Source organism: Yersinia entomophaga, from assembly GCF_001656035.1.
GTDB classification, from domain to species: domain Bacteria; phylum Pseudomonadota; class Gammaproteobacteria; order Enterobacterales; family Enterobacteriaceae; genus Yersinia; species Yersinia entomophaga.
In genome coordinates this window covers 1,663,073-1,680,987 of sequence record NZ_CP010029.1, presented here as the reverse complement: position 1 = coordinate 1,680,987, position 17,915 = coordinate 1,663,073, and the positions used below count along the sequence as shown (strand labels likewise).

Below are 17,915 nucleotides of genomic sequence, written 5' to 3'. Positions count from 1 at the left end.
ATAGTGGAATTCTACTTATTATCACTACAATAACTTGTATATAGAATTAATTAATAATCTGCATTTGTCTCTCTTCAATAAAGATTGAATCAATTCTGACCCACTCAGATTGTTTATGAATTCTCTGCTTATTTTTTGAATAATATAGAAATGTTACCTGTCACCTTGAGATGATAGTGCCGTGAAGGAACCCTGTGATAAGAAAATTGACACCAATGTTTGCAGCTGGTGTGGTAACGACTATATGCACTGCAGGTCAGGTTGTTTCTCAGTCGTGATTTTTTTAACGTCGGTTTCAAAGAGACAGGGTGTTTGTGGAAACGAAAGTATTTACATAATGATAGAAAACGAGGCATTACGCTTACAATTGTCGATATATGGCGAGGCGAGGAAGCCGGATTAAAACGGCAATATTCTTATTATTCAATCACTTATGCGGGAAATATCTGTTCAGGTCTATTGCGAATAGTAATGCACAAAACAATATTAAACAGTCTGTTATGGATAGTTTGGTATCAGCAACAAGTCAGTTGAGTATTGCCTTTAGGTGCAATCAGATTGGTCTGTCGTTCATTGGTTCCCAGTTCGTTATTCCCATGATTGGATAGCTTGGTTGCACTGTATTCACTATAGAAACTATTTTACACCCTTAGCAATGATTATGCTGTTAGCCGCGGCTTTGGTATTTTTCCCCGTATTTTGGGCGCCACGTTTGCGCGATTGATGGAAATAGTCGCTCTGGAATGGGGAGATTCGTACGGATACAAATACATCAGTACAGAGGTCTATATGCTATCCAGAATGCTCGCTAGATTATCTGAAATTACTTTCACTTCCTGCCATCTCGATAGGCTAAGCGTTGTTTCTCAGCGAAGCAGAATAGAATGTGCTCGCAGCGATGGTGATAGATGGCAACCTAATTAACTAGGGTGTTGGCACGCTGTTTAGCGTGCTGATTTAGAACTTAATCCTGGGTTATGTTCTCTTTCGCGGTACTGTCGGTTCATGGTGGGGAAGATGACCATTGCCGTTCTGTCATTGCGCTTTATTGCCGCCCAGAAGGCAATGAGAGCTTTTTATATGATTCCGCAATCATGGGCTAAGCGTTTCTCGATTAACTCCGTGTGGCCCCTTCAGTGGCGTTATTCATCGGAGTTTTTAATAATTGGCGGATTAATATCTGCTGATCGCTATTTTGTAGCCACACCGCGTACATAGGCCTCACTATTGCGGGGATCTCCGGGTTAGCAACAAGCTGCGGGTAATCTTTTTGCCAATGCTCAGGTAAAAATGCACAGCCGCCAGTCGTGTCTAAGAGTTGTCGCGTCAAATGGGCAGAAGTCGTTGTCAGAACTGGCATTTGCTCATGGTCTAACAGGCGATTTTCCTGTTGATGAAAATCTGCCCCCCACTCCAGTTTTATATACGGCATTTCTTCGGTTTTATCTTGCTGACCTGATGAAAAAAGCCGCAATGAAAAATTCCCTAACAGTTGGCTGGCTAATTCGTCCATTTTGGGCGGCTCGGTAGTGATTAAAAGGTCGAGTTGCCGTTCATGCAATTGCTTCACTAAAGACTGGCGTAACGCAATACGAGCTTCGAGTCGCAGCCCTTCTCGTTGGAGATAGAGTGTCTGTAACCATGGAGTGAGATAGGCTTCCCATAGTGATGCCGTTGCGCCAATCGATAGCTCAGTATGCTGAAGAGAGTGTATGACCTCCTTCTTGGCCAACTGCCAGGTATTCATCAAGGTTTCTGCGTAGGGCACCAAACGTTCGCCGGCTGGCGTCAGACGAATATTATTCCGGTGGCGAGTGAATAAACTTGCACCTAATTGATTTTCCAACTGACGGATTCGAAAACTCACTGCTGACTGTGTTAAGTATAAAGATTCCGCTGCGCGGCCAAAGTGGCGGGTTCTACTGACCTCCAAAAAGGTTTTCAGTAATTCGGTGTCCACACCTATCTCCAATTTTTTTTGTCGTTAAGATTTAAATGTTTTGTTTTACACGATGTCAAGCCTATCTAATACTCCGCGCCATAAACAGCACGACCATGACAGAATTAGGAGCGTGTCAGATGGCGGATAGCTTCATCACAACCAATCGTTTTTTTGATAACAAACACTATCCTCGCGGGTTCTCGCGTCACGGTGATTTCACCATTAAAGAGGCGCAATTGCTAGAGCGCCATGGCTATGCTTTCAACGAGCTGGATTTAGGCAAACGTGAGCCAGCAAACGAAGAAGAGCAACTGTTTGTTGCCGTTTGTCGTGGCGAGCGCGAGCCTGTTAGCGATGCGGAAAAAGTGTGGTCCAAATACATCACCCGAATCCGGCGTCCAAAGCGCTTCCATACGCTGTCTGGCGGTAAACCGCAGGCAGATGCAACGGAAGACTATGTCGATAGCGATGACTAATAGAAATGGGGCGAAAGCCCCATTTTTACGTCAACGCTTTGTGTAGCTGTAACAGTAAACGATCCATACAACGATAGCTCAAGGCTTCAGAAATGTGTGGCTTTTGAATGTCATCCTGTTGTGCCAAATCGGCCAGCGTGCGCGCGACTTTCAAAATTCTATGCCAGGCTCGTACGGATAAACCGAGCTTCAGCAGCACTTGTTCAAGAAATTGTGCGTCTTGCGGCGTGACCGCACAAAATCGAGCAACCTCTTTGCTGTTGAGTTGGGCATTTATCTTTCCTGAACGATGCAATTGTTTTTCTCTTGCCTGTAATACTCTCTGCCTGACGGTTGCGCTATCTTCCCCGCTATTTTTTTGCATCCTCAATAAACCTTTCGGTAGCAATGGCACTTCAATGGATAAATCAAATCTATCGAGGAATGGGCCGGATAATTTGGCAAGGTAACGCAGTATTTGCTGTGGCTGTGCGCGATTGTGTCGCCCCTGATAATGTCCACTGGGGCTGGGGTTCATCGCGGCGATAAGCTGTATTTTGGCCGGGAAACACACTTTTGCCGTTGCTCGCGAGATAACCACTTCGCCAGATTCTAAGGGTTCCCGTAATGAGTCCAGTACCTTGCGCTCGAATTCAGGCAGTTCATCCAAAAATAACACGCCGTTGTGTGCCAGCGAGATCTCTCCGGGACGAGGTATGGAACCGCCGCCAATTAACGCTGCCATTGATGCACTATGGTGTGGTGATCTAAATGGGCGCTTGCACCAATGCGTGGGAGCCTGATGCCCTTGCAGTAAGCTGGCTACGGTGGCAGTTTCCAGTGCTTCCTGATTGCTTAAGGGTGGCAGTAAACCATTTAATCGGCTGGCTAACATCGTTTTCCCGGTGCCAGGTGGCCCAAGTAACAGTAAGTTATGTCCTCCGGCAGCGGCGACTTCCAGTGCGCGTTTAGCCTGTTGCTGGCCGATAATATCCTGCAGGTCGAGTGTGTTATCCCATTCCTGCCAATCACTTGCTTGTTTTGGGGAGGAAAGTGAGCCTTCTCCACGCAGAAAACCGCAAACAGCCAGAAGATGCTCTGCAACCAAACTGTTTCCTTTGACGATTAAGCCAACTTCCATTTCATTGGCGCAGGGCAGTATTAACAGACGAGAGGCGCCTGTACTGGCCAGAGCGGCTGAAATAGCGCCGCTAACGCTGCGTAAACCGCCTGACAGGGCGAGTTCACCAAGAAACTCATATTGACCTAGCTTATCTACGGGGATCTGCTCTGAGGCTGCGAGGATGGCTAAGGCTATTGGCAAATCGTAGCGACCACCTTCTTTGGGTAAGTCTGCTGGCGCCAGACTGACGGTAATCCGTTTAGCCGGAAAGGTAAATCCACTGTTTAATAAGGCGCTACGTACCCTATCCCGCGCTTCTTTCACCGTTGTTTCGGGTAATCCGACTAATGTCAGCCCCGGTAACCCGTTGCTAATGTGCACTTCAACGGTGACTGGAGGTGCTTGTACGCCAATGGAAGCGCGGGTATGGATGACGGCCAGTGACATAGTTTTCCCCCTTCTGATGTTTGGTATCTTGCCGAATTGAGTTTTTTTGTCATTAGGGTGGTGTTTAGCCTGCGAGAAGGCGCGAAAACTATCGTTTTGATTACGAGGGAAGACATGAATTTTGCGTGGCCTATCGTAAAAACGTCTCGGTTATGAAGAAATTTCAGGCTCAGTGCAAAAGTATCTCTGACATTTTTTTAAGCATGGGGACGTTAAGCGTAAATTTTCTGTACAAAAATCAGGGAAAGAAATATCGGTTTTATCGTTTGATAATTAACACAATTATTGCAATTGTAGTCTTGGGTCACAAAATGACTTTTTAAAAAAATATTGTCATAGCGATAATAACTGTGATAACTCTGTAGGTATTCGTTCGACAACAGACATGTGAACAACCGATTATGAAAGCTTTCGTCCAAGTGATTAACCTAGTCCTAATTAGCGTGGTGGTGATTATTATCCCACCGTGCGGGGCTGCACTTGGACGAAGAAAGGCATAAAAATCAAGCCTTAATCACAAGAGAACCCCCGCACCGAAAGGTCCGGGGGTTTTTTATTGGCCGGTAAAAAGACGCGGTGAACGTAAAATGCACAACAGAATAAAATCCTGTGTCGCTCGCAAAAGTTCGGGGAAATAACTATGAATGGTGCTCAGTGGGTGGTTCAAGCGCTACGTGCGCAAGGGGTAGAGACGGTATTCGGCTATCCGGGTGGGGCAATTATGCCAGTCTACGATGCCTTGTATGACGGTGGCGTTGAACATCTACTGTGTCGCCATGAGCAAGGGGCAGTAATGGCTGCCATCGGTTATGCTCGTGCAACCGGAAAGGTCGGGGTGTGCATCGCCACTTCAGGCCCCGGAGCCACTAACTTGATCACAGGTCTGGCAGATGCGTTATTGGATTCTGTTCCGATTATCGCTATCACCGGTCAGGTGGGTTCTGCCTTAATCGGCACCGACGCTTTTCAGGAAATTGATGTGCTGGGGCTGTCTTTGGCCTGTACCAAACACAGTTTTCTGGTTGAGTCTTTAGACGCGTTGCCGGGCATTATGGCTGAAGCCTTTGCCATCGCCAGTAGCGGTCGCCCTGGGCCGGTTTTGATTGATATTCCGAAAGATATTCAGTTAGCTGTCGCAGAGTTACATCCGCATTTGCTGTCGGTGGAAGAACACTATCTGGATTCCAGTGCCGAACGCCAGCAGGCTTACGACATGTTAAGTGCGGCCAAACAACCGATCGTTTATGTCGGTGGTGGCGTAGGTATGGCACAGGCGGTGCCTGCCTTGCGAGCGTTTATCGCTGAAACCGGGGTTCCCGCCGTAGTGACTTTGAAGGGGTTGGGTGCCCCTGACGCTGAGCATCCTTGCTATTTAGGCATGCTGGGTATGCACGGCACTAAGGCAGCCAATCTGGCGGTGCAGGAGTGCGATTTGTTGATCGCCGTCGGAGCACGTTTCGATGATCGAGTGACCGGTAAGTTGAACGCGTTCGCGCCGAAAGCCAAAGTTATTCATATGGATATCGATCCGACGGAGTTGAACAAACTGCGGCAGGCTCACGTTGCTTTGCAGGGTGATTTGAAAACCTTGCTTCCCGCGTTGCAGCAACCTCTGGACATCCAGCCGTGGCGCGATGAAGTTATTGCGTTGAAGCAGCAGCATAGCTGGCGTTATGACCATCCGGGGCAAGCAATTTATGCGCCGCTGTTACTGAAACAGATTTCCGATCGTAAAGGGCCTGAAACCGTTATCACTACCGATGTCGGTCAGCATCAAATGTGGACTGCACAGCATATGAGTTTTACCCGTCCGGAAAACTTCATCACTTCTAGCGGGTTGGGCACGATGGGCTTTGGTGTTCCGGCGGCCGTCGGTGCGCAAATGGCTCGTCGGGACGACATGGTTATCTGCGTGTCCGGCGATGGCTCCTTTATGATGAATGTTCAGGAGCTGGGAACGATAAAGCGCAAACAGTTGCCGCTGAAGATCGTTTTGTTGGATAACCAGCGTTTGGGCATGGTTCGACAGTGGCAGCAGCTGTTCTTTGATGCCCGCTACAGTGAGACCAACTTATCCGATAACCCCGATTTCATCACTTTGGCCAGCGCTTTTGATATTCCCGGCCAACGTATCACCCGCAAAGACCAAGTCGATGCCGCATTGGACGCTCTGTTTAACAGTACCGGCCCGTACCTGCTTCAGGTTTCCATCGACGAACTCGAAAATGTCTGGCCGTTAGTTCCGCCGGGCGCAGGTAACGAAACCATGCTGGAGAAAATTTCATGATGCAACATCAGCTCTCGATCCAAGCCCGCTTCCGCCCTGAAATGTTAGAGCGCGTATTGCGAGTGGTGCGCCACCGCGGCTTTCAGGTTTGTGCTATGAATATGTCGCCTATCCTTAATAACGAAAATATTAATATCGAGCTGACCGTTGCTAGCCAACGTTCGGTAGATTTACTGTCTTCTCAGTTGAATAAGTTGTTGGATGTTGCGAGTGTAGAAATCCAGCAGACCAATACATTACAAATACGCGCCTGAGGCGCTAGAAGGAAAGTACAGAATGACTAAGAAAGCTGATTACATTTGGTTTAACGGCGAAATGGTTCCGTGGGCAGAAGCCAAAGTTCACGTAATGTCTCATGCGTTACATTACGGAACATCAGTCTTTGAAGGTGTCCGTTGCTATGAAACCAAGCATAAAGGCCCGGTTGTATTCCGCCATCGCGAACATATGCAGCGTTTGCATGATTCGGCCAAGATCTATCGGATGCCAGTTTCACAATCCGTCGATGAGTTGATGGAAGCCTGTCGCGAGACGCTGCGCAAAAATAAACTGACTAGCGCCTACATCCGTCCTCTGGTGTTTATCGGTGACGTGGGAATGGGCGTTAATCCGCCGGAAGGCTACAAAACCGACGTTATCATCGCCGCATTCCCTTGGGGTGCTTATCTGGGAGAAGAAGCGCTGGCACAGGGCATTGACGCAATGGTTTCATCTTGGAATCGCGTTGCGCCGAATACCATTCCAACTGCCGCTAAAGCCGGTGGTAACTACCTTTCTTCCTTACTGGTGGGCAGCGAAGCGCGCCGTCATGGTTATCAGGAAGGGATTGCGCTGGACGTTCACGGCTTCTTGTCCGAAGGTGCGGGCGAGAACCTGTTTGAAGTGAAAGACGGAGTATTGTTCACTCCGCCATTTACCTCATCCGCTCTGCCGGGTATTACCCGCGATGCCATTATCAAGCTGGCTAAAGATATGGGCCTGGAAGTGCGTGAGCAGGTGCTGTCTCGCGAATCTCTGTATCTGGCTGACGAAGTGTTTATGTCCGGCACCGCCGCCGAAATTACCCCAGTACGCAGCGTTGATGGTATTCAGGTCGGTATAGGTAAACGTGGCCCAATTACCGAGAAAATCCAGCAGGCGTTCTTTGGCCTGTTCACCGGCGAAACTGAAGACAAGTACGGCTGGCTGGATCCTATCAATCAATAATAACTAAAAAGTGACAGACAGAACCCGCGGGTGGTTCGTTCGCCACCTGCTTTATAAAAGACACAGGAGTGAAGAGATAATGCCTAAGTACCGTTCCCATACCACCACTCATGGCCGCAATATGGCTGGTGCCCGAGCACTTTGGCGCGCTACGGGTATGACCGATGATGACTTCGGCAAACCAATTATTGCGGTGGTTAACTCCTTTACCCAATTCGTACCTGGACACGTTCATTTGCGCGATTTAGGCAAGCTGGTGGCCGAGCAAATCGAAGCGTCAGGCGGCGTGGCAAAAGAGTTCAATACCATTGCGGTGGATGACGGTATCGCCATGGGACACGGTGGCATGCTCTATTCTCTGCCTTCACGAGAGTTAATCGCGGATTCCGTGGAATATATGGTTAATGCGCACTGTGCCGACGCCATGGTGTGTATTTCCAACTGCGACAAAATCACCCCAGGGATGCTGATGGCGTCTCTGCGTCTGAATATTCCGGTTATTTTCGTTTCCGGTGGCCCAATGGAAGCGGGTAAAACCAAGCTGTCAGACAAAATTATCAAGCTGGATTTGGTCGATGCGATGATTCAGGGCGCGAACCCGAACGTCAGCGACGAAGATAGCGCGCAAATTGAACGTTCCGCCTGCCCGACCTGCGGTTCCTGCTCCGGTATGTTTACCGCCAACTCGATGAACTGCCTGAATGAGGCTTTAGGTTTAGCGCTCCCAGGTAACGGTTCATTGCTGGCGACTCACGCCGATCGTAAACAATTATTCCTCGATGCCGGCAAACATATCGTTGAGCTGACTAAACGCTATTACGAGCAAGATGATGTCAGTGCGCTGCCACGCAATATCGCCAACAAGGCTGCGTTTGAAAACGCCATGACGCTGGATATCGCCATGGGCGGTTCTACCAATACCGTTCTGCACTTGCTGGCGGCGGCGGAGGAAGGTGAAGTGGATTTCAGCATGACGGATATCGATCGTCTGTCGCGTAAAGTTCCGCATTTATGCAAAGTGGCGCCGAGTACTCAGAAATACCATATGGAAGACGTGCACCGTGCCGGTGGTGTTGTAGGGATCTTGGGGGAGTTGGATCGAGCCGGCTTGCTGAACCGCGAAGTCCGAAACGTATTGGGGCTGAGTCTGCCGGAAACTCTGAAAGCCTATGACGTTATGCTGACCAGCGATGAAAAAGTCAAAAGCATGTATTCCGCGGGGCCTGCGGGTATTCGTACCACCAAAGCTTTCTCGCAAGATTGCCGCTATCCGTCGCTGGATACCGACCGTCAGGAAGGTTGCATTCGTACGCGCGAGTATGCCTACAGTCAGGACGGCGGCTTAGCCGTGCTGTACGGCAATATGGCTGAAAACGGCTGTATCGTAAAAACTGCCGGTGTGGATAAAGAAAGCCTGACTTTCCGTGGCCCAGCCAAAGTTTATGAAAGCCAGGACGCTGCCGTAGAGGCGATTCTGGGTGGAAAAGTGGTTGCCGGGGACGTAGTGATTATTCGGTACGAGGGGCCGAAAGGCGGGCCGGGCATGCAGGAAATGCTGTACCCAACGACCTATCTGAAATCTATGGGCTTAGGCAAAAGCTGCGCTTTGATTACCGACGGGCGTTTCTCCGGTGGGACTTCCGGTTTGTCTATTGGCCACGTTTCGCCAGAAGCGGCCAGCGGTGGCCTGATTGGCCTAGTGCAGGACGGCGATATGATCAATATCGATATTCCTCAGCGCAGCATGGTATTAGATGTACCGGCCGCTGAACTGGCGGCTCGTCATGAAGCCGAATTAGCTCGCGGCTCCGCTGCCTGGACACCTAAAAACCGCGTACGCCAGGTTTCCTACGCTTTGCGTGCCTATGCCTCACTGGCAACCAGCGCAGATAAAGGCGCTGTTCGTGATAAAAGTAAGCTGGGAGGTTAAGGGCTATGGCGGAATCACAAGCGTTACCCGATGCGCCCAGTGGCGCAGAGTACCTGCGAGCGGTGCTGCGCGCGCCGGTATATGAAGTTACGCAGGTCACGCCATTACAGGTGATGGAGAAAATTTCATCTCGCTTGAGTAACACCATTTTGGTTAAGCGGGAAGATCGCCATCCGGTACACAGTTTTAAGCTGCGTGGCGCTTACGCCATGCTGGCGGGGCTGAATGAAGAACAGAAAGCCTGCGGCGTAGTGACCGCTTCTGCGGGTAATCACGCACAGGGCGTGGCGCTTTCTGCTAGTAAACTGGGCATTAAATCGCTGATTGTGATGCCGGTTGCCACCGCAGACATCAAAGTGGATGCGGTGCGTAGCTTTGGTGGCGAAGTGCTGTTGTTTGGTGCCAATTTTGATGAGGCCAAAGCTAAAGCCATCGAAATTTCCCGCCAGCAGGGTTACACCTTTATACCGCCTTTCGATCATCCGGCGGTCATTGCTGGACAAGGCACGCTGGCGATGGAACTACTGCAACAGGACGCCCATTTGGATCGGGTTTTTGTTCCCGTTGGCGGCGGTGGTCTGGCCGCTGGCGTGGCGGTATTAATTAAACAACTGATGCCGCAAATCAAAGTGATCGGCGTGGAAGCGGAAGACTCTGCCTGTTTGCAAGCGGCATTAGCGGCGGGAGCTCCGGTTGATTTGGCTCGCGTCGGGCTGTTTGCCGAAGGTGTGGCAGTGAAACGCATTGGTGACGAGACTTTCCGCCTGTGTCAGGAATATCTGGATGACGTTATCACCGTGGATAGCGACGCCATCTGCGCGGCGCTCAAAGATATTTTTGAAGACGTTCGTGCGATTGCGGAACCTTCCGGTGCGCTGGCGTTGGCGGGGCTGAAAAAATATGTTCAGCAGCATAATATTCAAGGTGAACGTCTGGCTCATATACTTTCTGGCGCTAACGTTAATTTCCACGGTTTACGTTATGTTTCAGAGCGTTGTGAACTAGGTGAGCAGCGAGAAGCGCTGTTAGCCGTAACGATCCTTGAGCAAAAAGGCAGTTTCCTGCGCTTTTGCCAATTGCTGGGCGGTCGGGCGGTAACCGAATTTAACTATCGCTACGCGGACGCGGATAACGCCTGCATTTTTGTCGGGGTGCGTTTGACCCGAGGATTCGCCGAACGGGCTGAAATCATCGCTGAATTACAGGCGGATGGTTATCAGGTAGTGGATTTGTCCGACGATGAAATGGCCAAACTGCATGTGCGCTATATGGTTGGCGGTCGTCCTCCTAAGCCGCTGCGCGAACGTTTGTACAGTTTTGAATTCCCGGAATCACAGGGCGCGCTGTTGAAATTCCTCAATACGCTCGGTACCCACTGGAATATCTCGTTGTTCCATTATCGCAGCCACGGCACTGATTTTGGCCGGGTGCTGGCGGGCTTCGAGCTATCCGAGATCGAGCCGGAATTTGAACAGCACCTGACTGCGCTGGGCTACATTTGCCACGATGAAACCGATAATCCGGCGTTTAGATTCTTCCTCGCCGGTTAATTTGCATCAAACGGGGCTGTGCAGCAGCCCCCAAAATGCCTCGATCAAGGGTTCGTTTAAACGTTTTTTCTGCACGCAGACTCCCAACTCAAAGGGTTCAACCAGCGAAATATTATCGAGTAAAGAAATACGGTTTCGCACGGGTTCTGGGCTGTTTTCCACCACCACTTCCGGAATCAGGGCAATACCGCAACCGAGCGCAACCATCGAAACAATCGCCTCATGACCGGAAACGGTGGCGTAAATCAGTGGGTTAGTAATGCGATGGCGGCGGAACCATAAATCGATGCGTTTTCGCGACGGGCCGTGTTCCGGCAGGATAAACGGAATATTGTTCCAATCAGGATGAGCTTCAGCAGCCTGAGTACGAACGGCGCAGGGGAGCGCAGGCGCAATCAGTACTAATGGAATCTCGCCGATTTGGGTGAATTCTACCGTGCCAGGCAGGGTTTCAGGGCGACCAGCAATCCCCAAATCGGCTTCGTTAGACTGCACCTTGTCTACGGCGTTGGCGGCGTCGCCGGTGGTCAGTTTGATTTCCACCAGTGGGTGTTCGGCGCGAAAACGATCCAGAATCGGCGGCAAGTGGCTGTAGGCGGCGGTAACGGAGCAAAACAGTCTTAGCTCGCCGCTCAGTGACGGCCCGTGCTGCCCCAGCGCATGACGCAATTGCTGATATTGCAATAAGGTTTGTTGAGCAAAGGCTTTCAACTGGGTGCCGGCATCGGTGAGTTGCACGGTACGGTTATCCCGCAGAAACAACGGCTGCCCTATGGTTTCTTCCAACCGCTGAATCTGGCGGGAAAGGGTAGATGGGCTGATATGCATTGCTTTGGCCGAGCGGCCAAAATGGCGGCTCTCAGCCAGATGTAAAAACAGCTTCAGGTCACGTAAATCCATAGCGCTGGCTCTCGTTGGCGAGGAAATTGTTATATTGCAAAATCTGCAACGACACCTTGTAAATATATCAATTTCAGCAACGGATTTCCTGACATATAGTGAATTCAAGAGAATCCCTCACACAGATTGGGGGATGTGAAAATAACGCAACACAACATCGAACGGAGTACCACTATGGCTAATTATTTCAACACATTGAACCTGCGTCAGCAGTTGGCGCAATTGGGTAAATGTCGCTTTATGGGACGTGAAGAGTTTGCAGATGAAGCGAACTACCTGAAAGGTAAAAAAGTGGTGATCATCGGTTGTGGTGCTCAGGGGCTGAATCAGGGTTTGAATATGCGCGACTCTGGCCTGGACGTAGCCTACGCGCTGCGTAAAGAAGCCATCGCAGAGAAGCGGGCATCATGGCGCAAAGCGACGGAAAACGGCTTCAAAGTTGGCACTTACGAAGAACTGATTCCGCAGGCTGATTTAGTGGTCAACCTGACGCCAGACAAACAGCATTCCGCCGTGGTTCAGGCCGTTCAGCCGTTGATGAAAGACGGGGCGGCGCTGGGGTACTCGCACGGTTTTAATATCGTGGAAGTTGGCGAGCAAGTACGTAAAGACATTACCGTAGTGATGGTTGCGCCGAAATGTCCGGGCACCGAAGTACGTGAAGAATACAAGCGCGGTTTCGGTGTACCAACGCTTATCGCCGTTCACCCGGAAAACGATCCTAAGGGCGAAGGCATGGCAATCGCGAAAGCCTGGGCTGCTGCAACCGGTGGTCACCGCGCTGGCGTGTTGGAATCATCATTTGTTGCGGAAGTGAAATCCGACCTGATGGGTGAGCAAACCATTCTGTGCGGTATGTTGCAAGCGGGTTCCCTGCTGTGCTTCGACAAACTGGTGGCAGAAGGTACTGATGCAGCCTACGCTGAAAAACTGATTCAATTCGGCTGGGAAACCATCACCGAAGCGCTGAAACAGGGCGGTATCACTCTGATGATGGATCGTCTGTCCAACCCGGCGAAACTGCGTGCCTACGCGCTGTCAGAGCAACTGAAAGAAATCATGGCGCCGCTGTTCCAAAAACATATGGATGACATCATTTCCGGCGCATTCTCCAGCGGCATGATGGCCGACTGGGCAGAAGACGACGTGAAACTGCTGAAGTGGCGCGAAGAAACCGGTAAAACGGCCTTTGAAAACGCGCCGCAGTTCGAAGGTAAAATCTCCGAGCAGGAATATTTTGACCACGGCGTGCTGATGATTGCCATGGTAAAAGCCGGGGTAGAATTGGCGTTCGAAACCATGGTTGATTCAGGTATTATCGAAGAATCAGCCTATTACGAATCGCTGCATGAGCTGCCGTTGATCGCCAATACCATCGCTCGTAAGCGTTTGTATGAAATGAACGTGGTTATCTCTGATACCGCAGAATACGGTAACTACCTGTTCGCTAATGCAGCGGTACCGCTGCTGAAAGCCAAATTTATGGATTCTCTGCAAGCCGGGGATCTGGGCAAAAGCGTAGCGGGTACTGCGGTAGATAACGCTCAGTTGCGTGATGTTAACGAAGCGATTCGTAACCATCCGATTGAGGCGGTAGGGCATAAGCTGCGTGGGTATATGAAGGATATGAAGCGCATCGCGGTTGCGGGCTAATCAAGCTACCTTGCTGGCCATTTTGAGATGGGTCAGTGCTCGAGATGTTCGCTATAAAAAACCGGCCATGCGTGCCGGTTTTTTTACATTCAAGCTCAGCAATATTAGCTACGGTACAGCACTTTAATGATGTGATAACCGAACTGGGTTTTTACCGGGCCATAAGGTTGTAGCAATTCACAGCTAAATACCGCTTTATCAAAAGCTGGCACCATATCGCCCTTGTTAAACTCGCCCAGATCGCCGCCGTTACGTTTAGACGGACAATTAGAGTATTTCTTGGCTAATTCCTGGAAATTAGCGCCATTGTTCAACTGCGCCAGAATATCATTTGCCTGTTTTTCATCATCGACCAGAATATGCAACGCAGAAGCTTTGTTCGCCATAATACTTATCACCACAATGTAATTTGAATGAATATCGCCTTTAATCGGCCGCCAGTGTAGCGTATTTTGCCGACGATTGAAGCTTTTGGCGGCTTGAAAGCGGGAAAGCAAAATGACAGGCGTTTTTTTTCACCCGCTTCTTTCTGCTACACTCTTCCTCCCCACCATCCCACAGAGTAACCGTGAGTAACCGAGCGCTATGCGATTAAATCCCAGCCAACAACAAGCCGTCGAATTTGTCACCGGACCCTGCCTAGTGCTGGCCGGTGCTGGCTCGGGTAAAACCCGTGTAATTACTAATAAAATCGCGCACTTGATCCGTCAGTGTGGCTATAAGCCCAGCCATATCGCCGCTGTAACCTTTACCAATAAGGCCGCTCGCGAGATGAAAGAACGCGTGGCGCAAACGCTGGGGCGTAAAGAAGCTCGCGGTTTAATGATTTCAACTTTCCATACTTTGGGGCTGGAAATCATTAAGAAAGAATATAAAGCGCTGGGGATGAAATCTAACTTCTCGCTGTTTGACGCACAGGATCAGATGGGGTTGCTAAAAGATCTTACCAGCAAGTGGTTGGAAGAAGATAAAACTCAGCTACAGCAGTTGATCTCGACGATCTCTAATTGGAAAAACGATCTAATGACTCCGGCCGCCGCGGCTGCACAGGCGCGTTCGGAACGCGATAAGATCTTTGCTCACTGCTATACCTTATATGACGATCACTTAAAAGCCTGCAACGTACTGGATTTTGACGATTTAATTTCTCTGCCAACGCTGCTGCTGCAAAAAAACGAAGAAGTGCGCGAACGCTGGCAGAACAAACTACGTTATCTGCTGGTAGATGAGTATCAGGATACTAATACCAGCCAATATCAAATGGTTAAGTTGCTGGTGGGCAATCGGGCGCGCTTTACCGTGGTGGGAGATGACGATCAGTCAATTTACTCCTGGCGTGGCGCTCGGCCGCAGAACCTGGTGTTGCTGAATCAAGATTTTCCTCAGTTGCAGGTGATTAAGCTGGAACAAAACTACCGTTCTTCTGGGAGGATATTGAAAGCGGCCAATATTTTGATCGCCAATAACCCGCACGTTTTTGAAAAACGACTGTTTTCCGAATTAGGTTACGGCGAACCGCTGAAGGTTATTACCGCCAATAATGAAGACCATGAAGCCGAAAGAGTGGTGGGAGAACTGATCGCCCATCACTTTATTAAGAAAACTCAGTACGGTGATTACGCTATTTTATACCGCGGTAACCATCAATCGCGGCTTTTCGAGAAATTGTTGGTGCAAAACCGAATTCCTTACCGCATTTCCGGCGGAGACTCTTTCTTTTCTCGCCCTGAAATCAAAGACTTGCTAGCCTATCTACGTGTCTTAACCAATCAGGACGATGACAGCGCCTTCCTGCGCATTGTGAATACGCCTAAACGAGAAATCGGCCCGGCAACGATTCAGAAACTAGGCGAATGGGCGAATATCCGAAACAAGAGCCTGTATCACGCCAGCTTTGACTTAGGTTTGAGCCAGCATCTGACAGGCCGTGGACTAGAGTCTTTACAGCGTTTCACCCACTGGCTGGAGAGTATTATTCGGCTGGTGGAGCGTGAACCTATTGCCGCAGTGCGGGATTTGCTTCACGGAATGGAATACGAAAGTTGGCTGTTTGAAACTTCTCCCAGCCCGAAAGCGGCAGAAATGCGGATGAAAAACGTCAACATGCTGTTTAGCTGGATGACGGAAATGTTGGAAGGCTCGGAACTGGACGAGCAAATGACTTTGACCCAGGTTGTCACGCGTTTCACCCTGCGGGATATGATGGAGCGCGGAGAAAGCGACGAAGAGTTGGATCAGGTGCAGCTAATGACTTTGCACGCTTCGAAAGGTCTGGAATTTCCCTACGTATTTTTAGTCGGCATGGAAGAAGGGCTACTGCCTCACCAAAGCAGTATCGACGAAGATAATGTGGATGAAGAACGACGTCTGGCCTACGTTGGCATCACTCGCGCCCAGCGGGAACTGTTCTTCACACACTGTCGGGAACGCCGGCAATACGGTGAATTAATGCGGCCGGAACCTAGCCGTTTTCTGATGGAATTGCCGCAGGATGATTTGGACTGGGAATCGGAGCGTAAAGTGATTACGCCGGAAGAACGGATGCAAAAAGGCCAGAGTCATCTGGCCAGTATTCGTGCTCAATTGGCAAATGCCAAGAAATAATGGGTAGGGAAATCTGTTGATGAACCCTATGGTGTCACGGGTTTCCCATCTACGGTTACATTTTTTATCGCGCTGAAATGCCAAGGGTTTTCGCCACGTAGCTGGGTGAAAATAACCTGATTGAACTGGCTATCACGTAAATCGCTGATTGCCGTTGGCGTGACCCGATCGAATTTCACATTGTCGAAATGCACCAGACGGTGCCAGGCCTGTTTGTCACTGTCACCCTTAATCTCAATGGATGCGTTTTTTCCTGTCTGGTTATTCACTGTCACATTTCTTACTGTAAAATCATAGAATTGAGCAGGAATTTTCGCCGGAGGATAATCCAGATTGGCATTGCTATCCGCATAGTCCAGCGTCATGACGACAGCCTGTTTGGCGATATCTTGCATAGCATTATTGCGGAAAGTGACGTTGCGCGCGCCACCGCCGATTGAGCGGGTACTTTTGGCTCTCAGGCCAATATCCGTCAGATACATCACGTTATTTTCCGCCAGAATATCCTCAATCCATGCGCCAGTATGGCTGCCGGTGACGATAGCGCCGTGGCCCATGCGGAAATAGTTGTTAAATAACCACGCTCCTTTCATTGGCTCCTGTTGCTGAGCCATTTCGCCAGTGCCTGCGGCAAAGTTAATGCAATCATCGCCAGTATCGAAGAAGTTATTGAACACCATGACATTCTGACTATTGCCGAACTCAATACCGTCGCCGTTATTAGCATCATAAGTTTGATGGATTAAACCATTAGCCACCACGTTATGGTTTTCCAGATTCATAATGCCGTGAAATGCCGGATTACGAACGGTGAATCCGGCTAGATACAGATTTTCTACGCCGCGCAAGGTGATCAAACTGGATCGTTTCTGGCCGTAAGCCGTTTTTAGATCTATTCCTGCGGAAACAGCCTGTTCAACCTGATTTTTGGCTAGAATGCCGTCTTCGTGCACTTTGGTATTTTTGCTCACGGCGTATTGCGGCAGCTTATTGCCTAATTCATCTGATATTTCGCCGGTTTTCGCGCGGAGCCAGCCATTGCCATCGATAGTTCCAAAGCCAACGATGCGGATATTTCGGAAGGTGCCCGGCGCGGTCTGATCAGGATTTATGGCATTAATCAGCGAAGCCGGACGCTGGACGGTGGAATAGCTATAAAGATAATAGCCTGCGGGGTAATCCGTCGGATTTTCCGAACCCAGCAAGGTCGAGCCAGCCTCAAGATTCAACGTCATATCGCTTTTTAGCCACAGCGCGCCGGTTTTATACACCCCAGCGGGAATATCAATGCGGCAACCAGGTTTACAGCTATTGATCGCCTGTTGAATCGCTTGGGTATTGAGGGTTTTTCCATCGTCTTTGGCACCGAAATCACGAATATTCAGCACCTGAGGTAACGCCGTTGTTTTCGCGGTAATCACCTGACTGTCAGGTGACAGTGAACCGTCAGCATAGCGCGCTTTGACGCTAAACGAGTAAGTCGTGTCAGGTTGTAGCCCCTGTACGGTGAAATTCTGTATCAGAATCTTGTGCTGAAATTGCTGCTTATCATTTGCGTAGAAATGATTGATATAGGGTTTGGCCGGAGAGTATCGGTCATTATTTTCACTGGCAAGGCCCAGCAGTTTCCCTGCGGAATACACCTGATAATCGACGATTTGACCGTTATCTTGCGGCGCTTCCCACACTAATACTAAGCTGTTTTCGTCATAAGCCAGCGTGGGAACCTGTAGATTTTGCGGTGCTTTCAGTTCGGCCAATGCTGTGGCAGGGGCAAGTGCCAAACCAGAAAGAATCAACAGCATATTCAGGGGATGA

Annotated in this window: 14 protein-coding genes; 9 read left to right on the top strand and 5 right to left on the bottom strand. The window is 49.8% G+C overall.

From position 1 onward, the window contains the following. Positions 1–1,114: 1,114 nt before the first annotated feature. A complete protein-coding gene (gene hdfR, locus PL78_RS07660; protein WP_064514494.1) occupies positions 1,115–1,960 on the bottom strand; it encodes an HTH-type transcriptional regulator HdfR in 846 nt (281 codons plus the stop codon). A 119-nt stretch (positions 1,961–2,079) separates the two neighbouring features. On the opposite strand from hdfR, the gene PL78_RS07655 reads away from it, so the two are divergent. Next, a complete protein-coding gene (locus tag PL78_RS07655) occupies positions 2,080–2,418 on the top strand; it encodes a MaoP family protein (protein ID WP_064514491.1) in 339 nt (112 codons plus the stop codon). Between the two features lie 25 nt (positions 2,419–2,443). Here the strand turns inward: PL78_RS07655 and PL78_RS07650 are convergent, their stop codons facing one another. Continuing rightward, complete coding sequence (locus PL78_RS07650) at positions 2,444–3,967, bottom strand: YifB family Mg chelatase-like AAA ATPase (protein WP_064514489.1); 1,524 nt, start codon at positions 3,965–3,967, stop codon at positions 2,444–2,446. A 401-nt stretch (positions 3,968–4,368) separates the two neighbouring features. Between PL78_RS07650 and ilvL the strand changes: the two genes are divergently transcribed. From ilvL to ilvA, 6 genes are all read left to right on the top strand, one after another. Then, entirely contained in the window at positions 4,369–4,467 is a 99-nt protein-coding gene (ilvL, locus tag PL78_RS19550) for an ilv operon leader peptide (RefSeq protein ID WP_071889786.1), read from the top strand. A 140-nt stretch (positions 4,468–4,607) separates the two neighbouring features. Beyond that, positions 4,608–6,254: an acetolactate synthase 2 catalytic subunit gene (gene ilvG / locus PL78_RS07640; RefSeq protein WP_064514485.1), complete on the top strand. Its 1,647-nt coding sequence runs from the start codon at positions 4,608–4,610 to the stop codon at positions 6,252–6,254. Continuing rightward, positions 6,251–6,508: an acetolactate synthase 2 small subunit gene (gene ilvM / locus PL78_RS07635; RefSeq protein WP_064514483.1), complete on the top strand. Its 258-nt coding sequence runs from the start codon at positions 6,251–6,253 to the stop codon at positions 6,506–6,508. Before ilvG ends, ilvM begins: the two co-directional genes overlap by 4 nt. A 22-nt stretch (positions 6,509–6,530) precedes the next feature. Continuing rightward, a complete protein-coding gene (locus PL78_RS07630; RefSeq protein ID WP_064514481.1) occupies positions 6,531–7,460 on the top strand; it encodes a branched-chain amino acid transaminase in 930 nt (309 codons plus the stop codon). Between the two features lie 79 nt (positions 7,461–7,539). Further along, positions 7,540–9,390: a dihydroxy-acid dehydratase gene (ilvD, locus tag PL78_RS07625; RefSeq protein ID WP_064514479.1), complete on the top strand. Its 1,851-nt coding sequence runs from the start codon at positions 7,540–7,542 to the stop codon at positions 9,388–9,390. 5 nt (positions 9,391–9,395) lie between these two features. Then, positions 9,396–10,940 (top strand): threonine ammonia-lyase, biosynthetic, encoded by a 1,545-nt coding sequence (gene ilvA / locus PL78_RS07620; RefSeq protein WP_064514477.1) that lies wholly within the window; start codon positions 9,396–9,398, stop codon positions 10,938–10,940. Positions 10,941–10,946: 6 nt separating this feature from the next. Here ilvA and ilvY read toward each other — a convergent pair whose 3' ends face one another. Beyond that, on the bottom strand, positions 10,947–11,840 hold the full coding sequence (gene ilvY / locus PL78_RS07615; RefSeq protein ID WP_064514476.1) for an HTH-type transcriptional activator IlvY: 894 nt from the start codon (positions 11,838–11,840) through the stop codon (positions 10,947–10,949). 174 nt (positions 11,841–12,014) lie between these two features. On the opposite strand from ilvY, the gene ilvC reads away from it, so the two are divergent. Continuing rightward, complete coding sequence (gene ilvC, locus PL78_RS07610; protein WP_064514474.1) at positions 12,015–13,493, top strand: ketol-acid reductoisomerase; 1,479 nt, start codon at positions 12,015–12,017, stop codon at positions 13,491–13,493. 104 nt (positions 13,494–13,597) lie between these two features. Here ilvC and ppiC read toward each other — a convergent pair whose 3' ends face one another. After that, positions 13,598–13,879 (bottom strand): peptidylprolyl isomerase PpiC, encoded by a 282-nt coding sequence (gene ppiC, locus PL78_RS07605; RefSeq protein WP_042526483.1) that lies wholly within the window; start codon positions 13,877–13,879, stop codon positions 13,598–13,600. Positions 13,880–14,078: 199 nt separating this feature from the next. On the opposite strand from ppiC, the gene rep reads away from it, so the two are divergent. Beyond that, complete coding sequence (gene rep / locus PL78_RS07600) at positions 14,079–16,097, top strand: DNA helicase Rep (protein WP_064514472.1); 2,019 nt, start codon at positions 14,079–14,081, stop codon at positions 16,095–16,097. Positions 16,098–16,123: 26 nt separating this feature from the next. Here rep and PL78_RS07595 read toward each other — a convergent pair whose 3' ends face one another. Continuing rightward, entirely contained in the window at positions 16,124–17,902 is a 1,779-nt protein-coding gene (locus tag PL78_RS07595) for a glycosyl hydrolase family 28 protein (RefSeq protein WP_371112918.1), read from the bottom strand. Positions 17,903–17,915: the final 13 nt, after the last annotated feature.

Coding starts and splice junctions, on each gene's coding strand:
- PL78_RS07630 (WP_064514481.1), top strand. CDS start 6,531: ATGACTAAGAAAGCTGATTACATTTGGTTTAACGGCGAAATGGTTCCG.
- ilvA (WP_064514477.1), top strand. CDS start 9,396: ATGGCGGAATCACAAGCGTTACCCGATGCGCCCAGTGGCGCAGAGTAC.
- ilvL (WP_071889786.1), top strand. CDS start 4,369: ATGAAAGCTTTCGTCCAAGTGATTAACCTAGTCCTAATTAGCGTGGTG.
- rep (WP_064514472.1), top strand. CDS start 14,079: ATGCGATTAAATCCCAGCCAACAACAAGCCGTCGAATTTGTCACCGGA.
- ilvY (WP_064514476.1), bottom strand. CDS start 11,840: ATGGATTTACGTGACCTGAAGCTGTTTTTACATCTGGCTGAGAGCCGC.
- PL78_RS07655 (WP_064514491.1), top strand. CDS start 2,080: ATGGCGGATAGCTTCATCACAACCAATCGTTTTTTTGATAACAAACAC.
- ilvC (WP_064514474.1), top strand. CDS start 12,015: ATGGCTAATTATTTCAACACATTGAACCTGCGTCAGCAGTTGGCGCAA.
- ilvG (WP_064514485.1), top strand. CDS start 4,608: ATGAATGGTGCTCAGTGGGTGGTTCAAGCGCTACGTGCGCAAGGGGTA.
- PL78_RS07650 (WP_064514489.1), bottom strand. CDS start 3,967: ATGTCACTGGCCGTCATCCATACCCGCGCTTCCATTGGCGTACAAGCA.
- ilvD (WP_064514479.1), top strand. CDS start 7,540: ATGCCTAAGTACCGTTCCCATACCACCACTCATGGCCGCAATATGGCT.
- ppiC (WP_042526483.1), bottom strand. CDS start 13,879: ATGGCGAACAAAGCTTCTGCGTTGCATATTCTGGTCGATGATGAAAAA.
- PL78_RS07595 (WP_371112918.1), bottom strand. CDS start 17,902: ATGCTGTTGATTCTTTCTGGTTTGGCACTTGCCCCTGCCACAGCATTG.
- ilvM (WP_064514483.1), top strand. CDS start 6,251: ATGATGCAACATCAGCTCTCGATCCAAGCCCGCTTCCGCCCTGAAATG.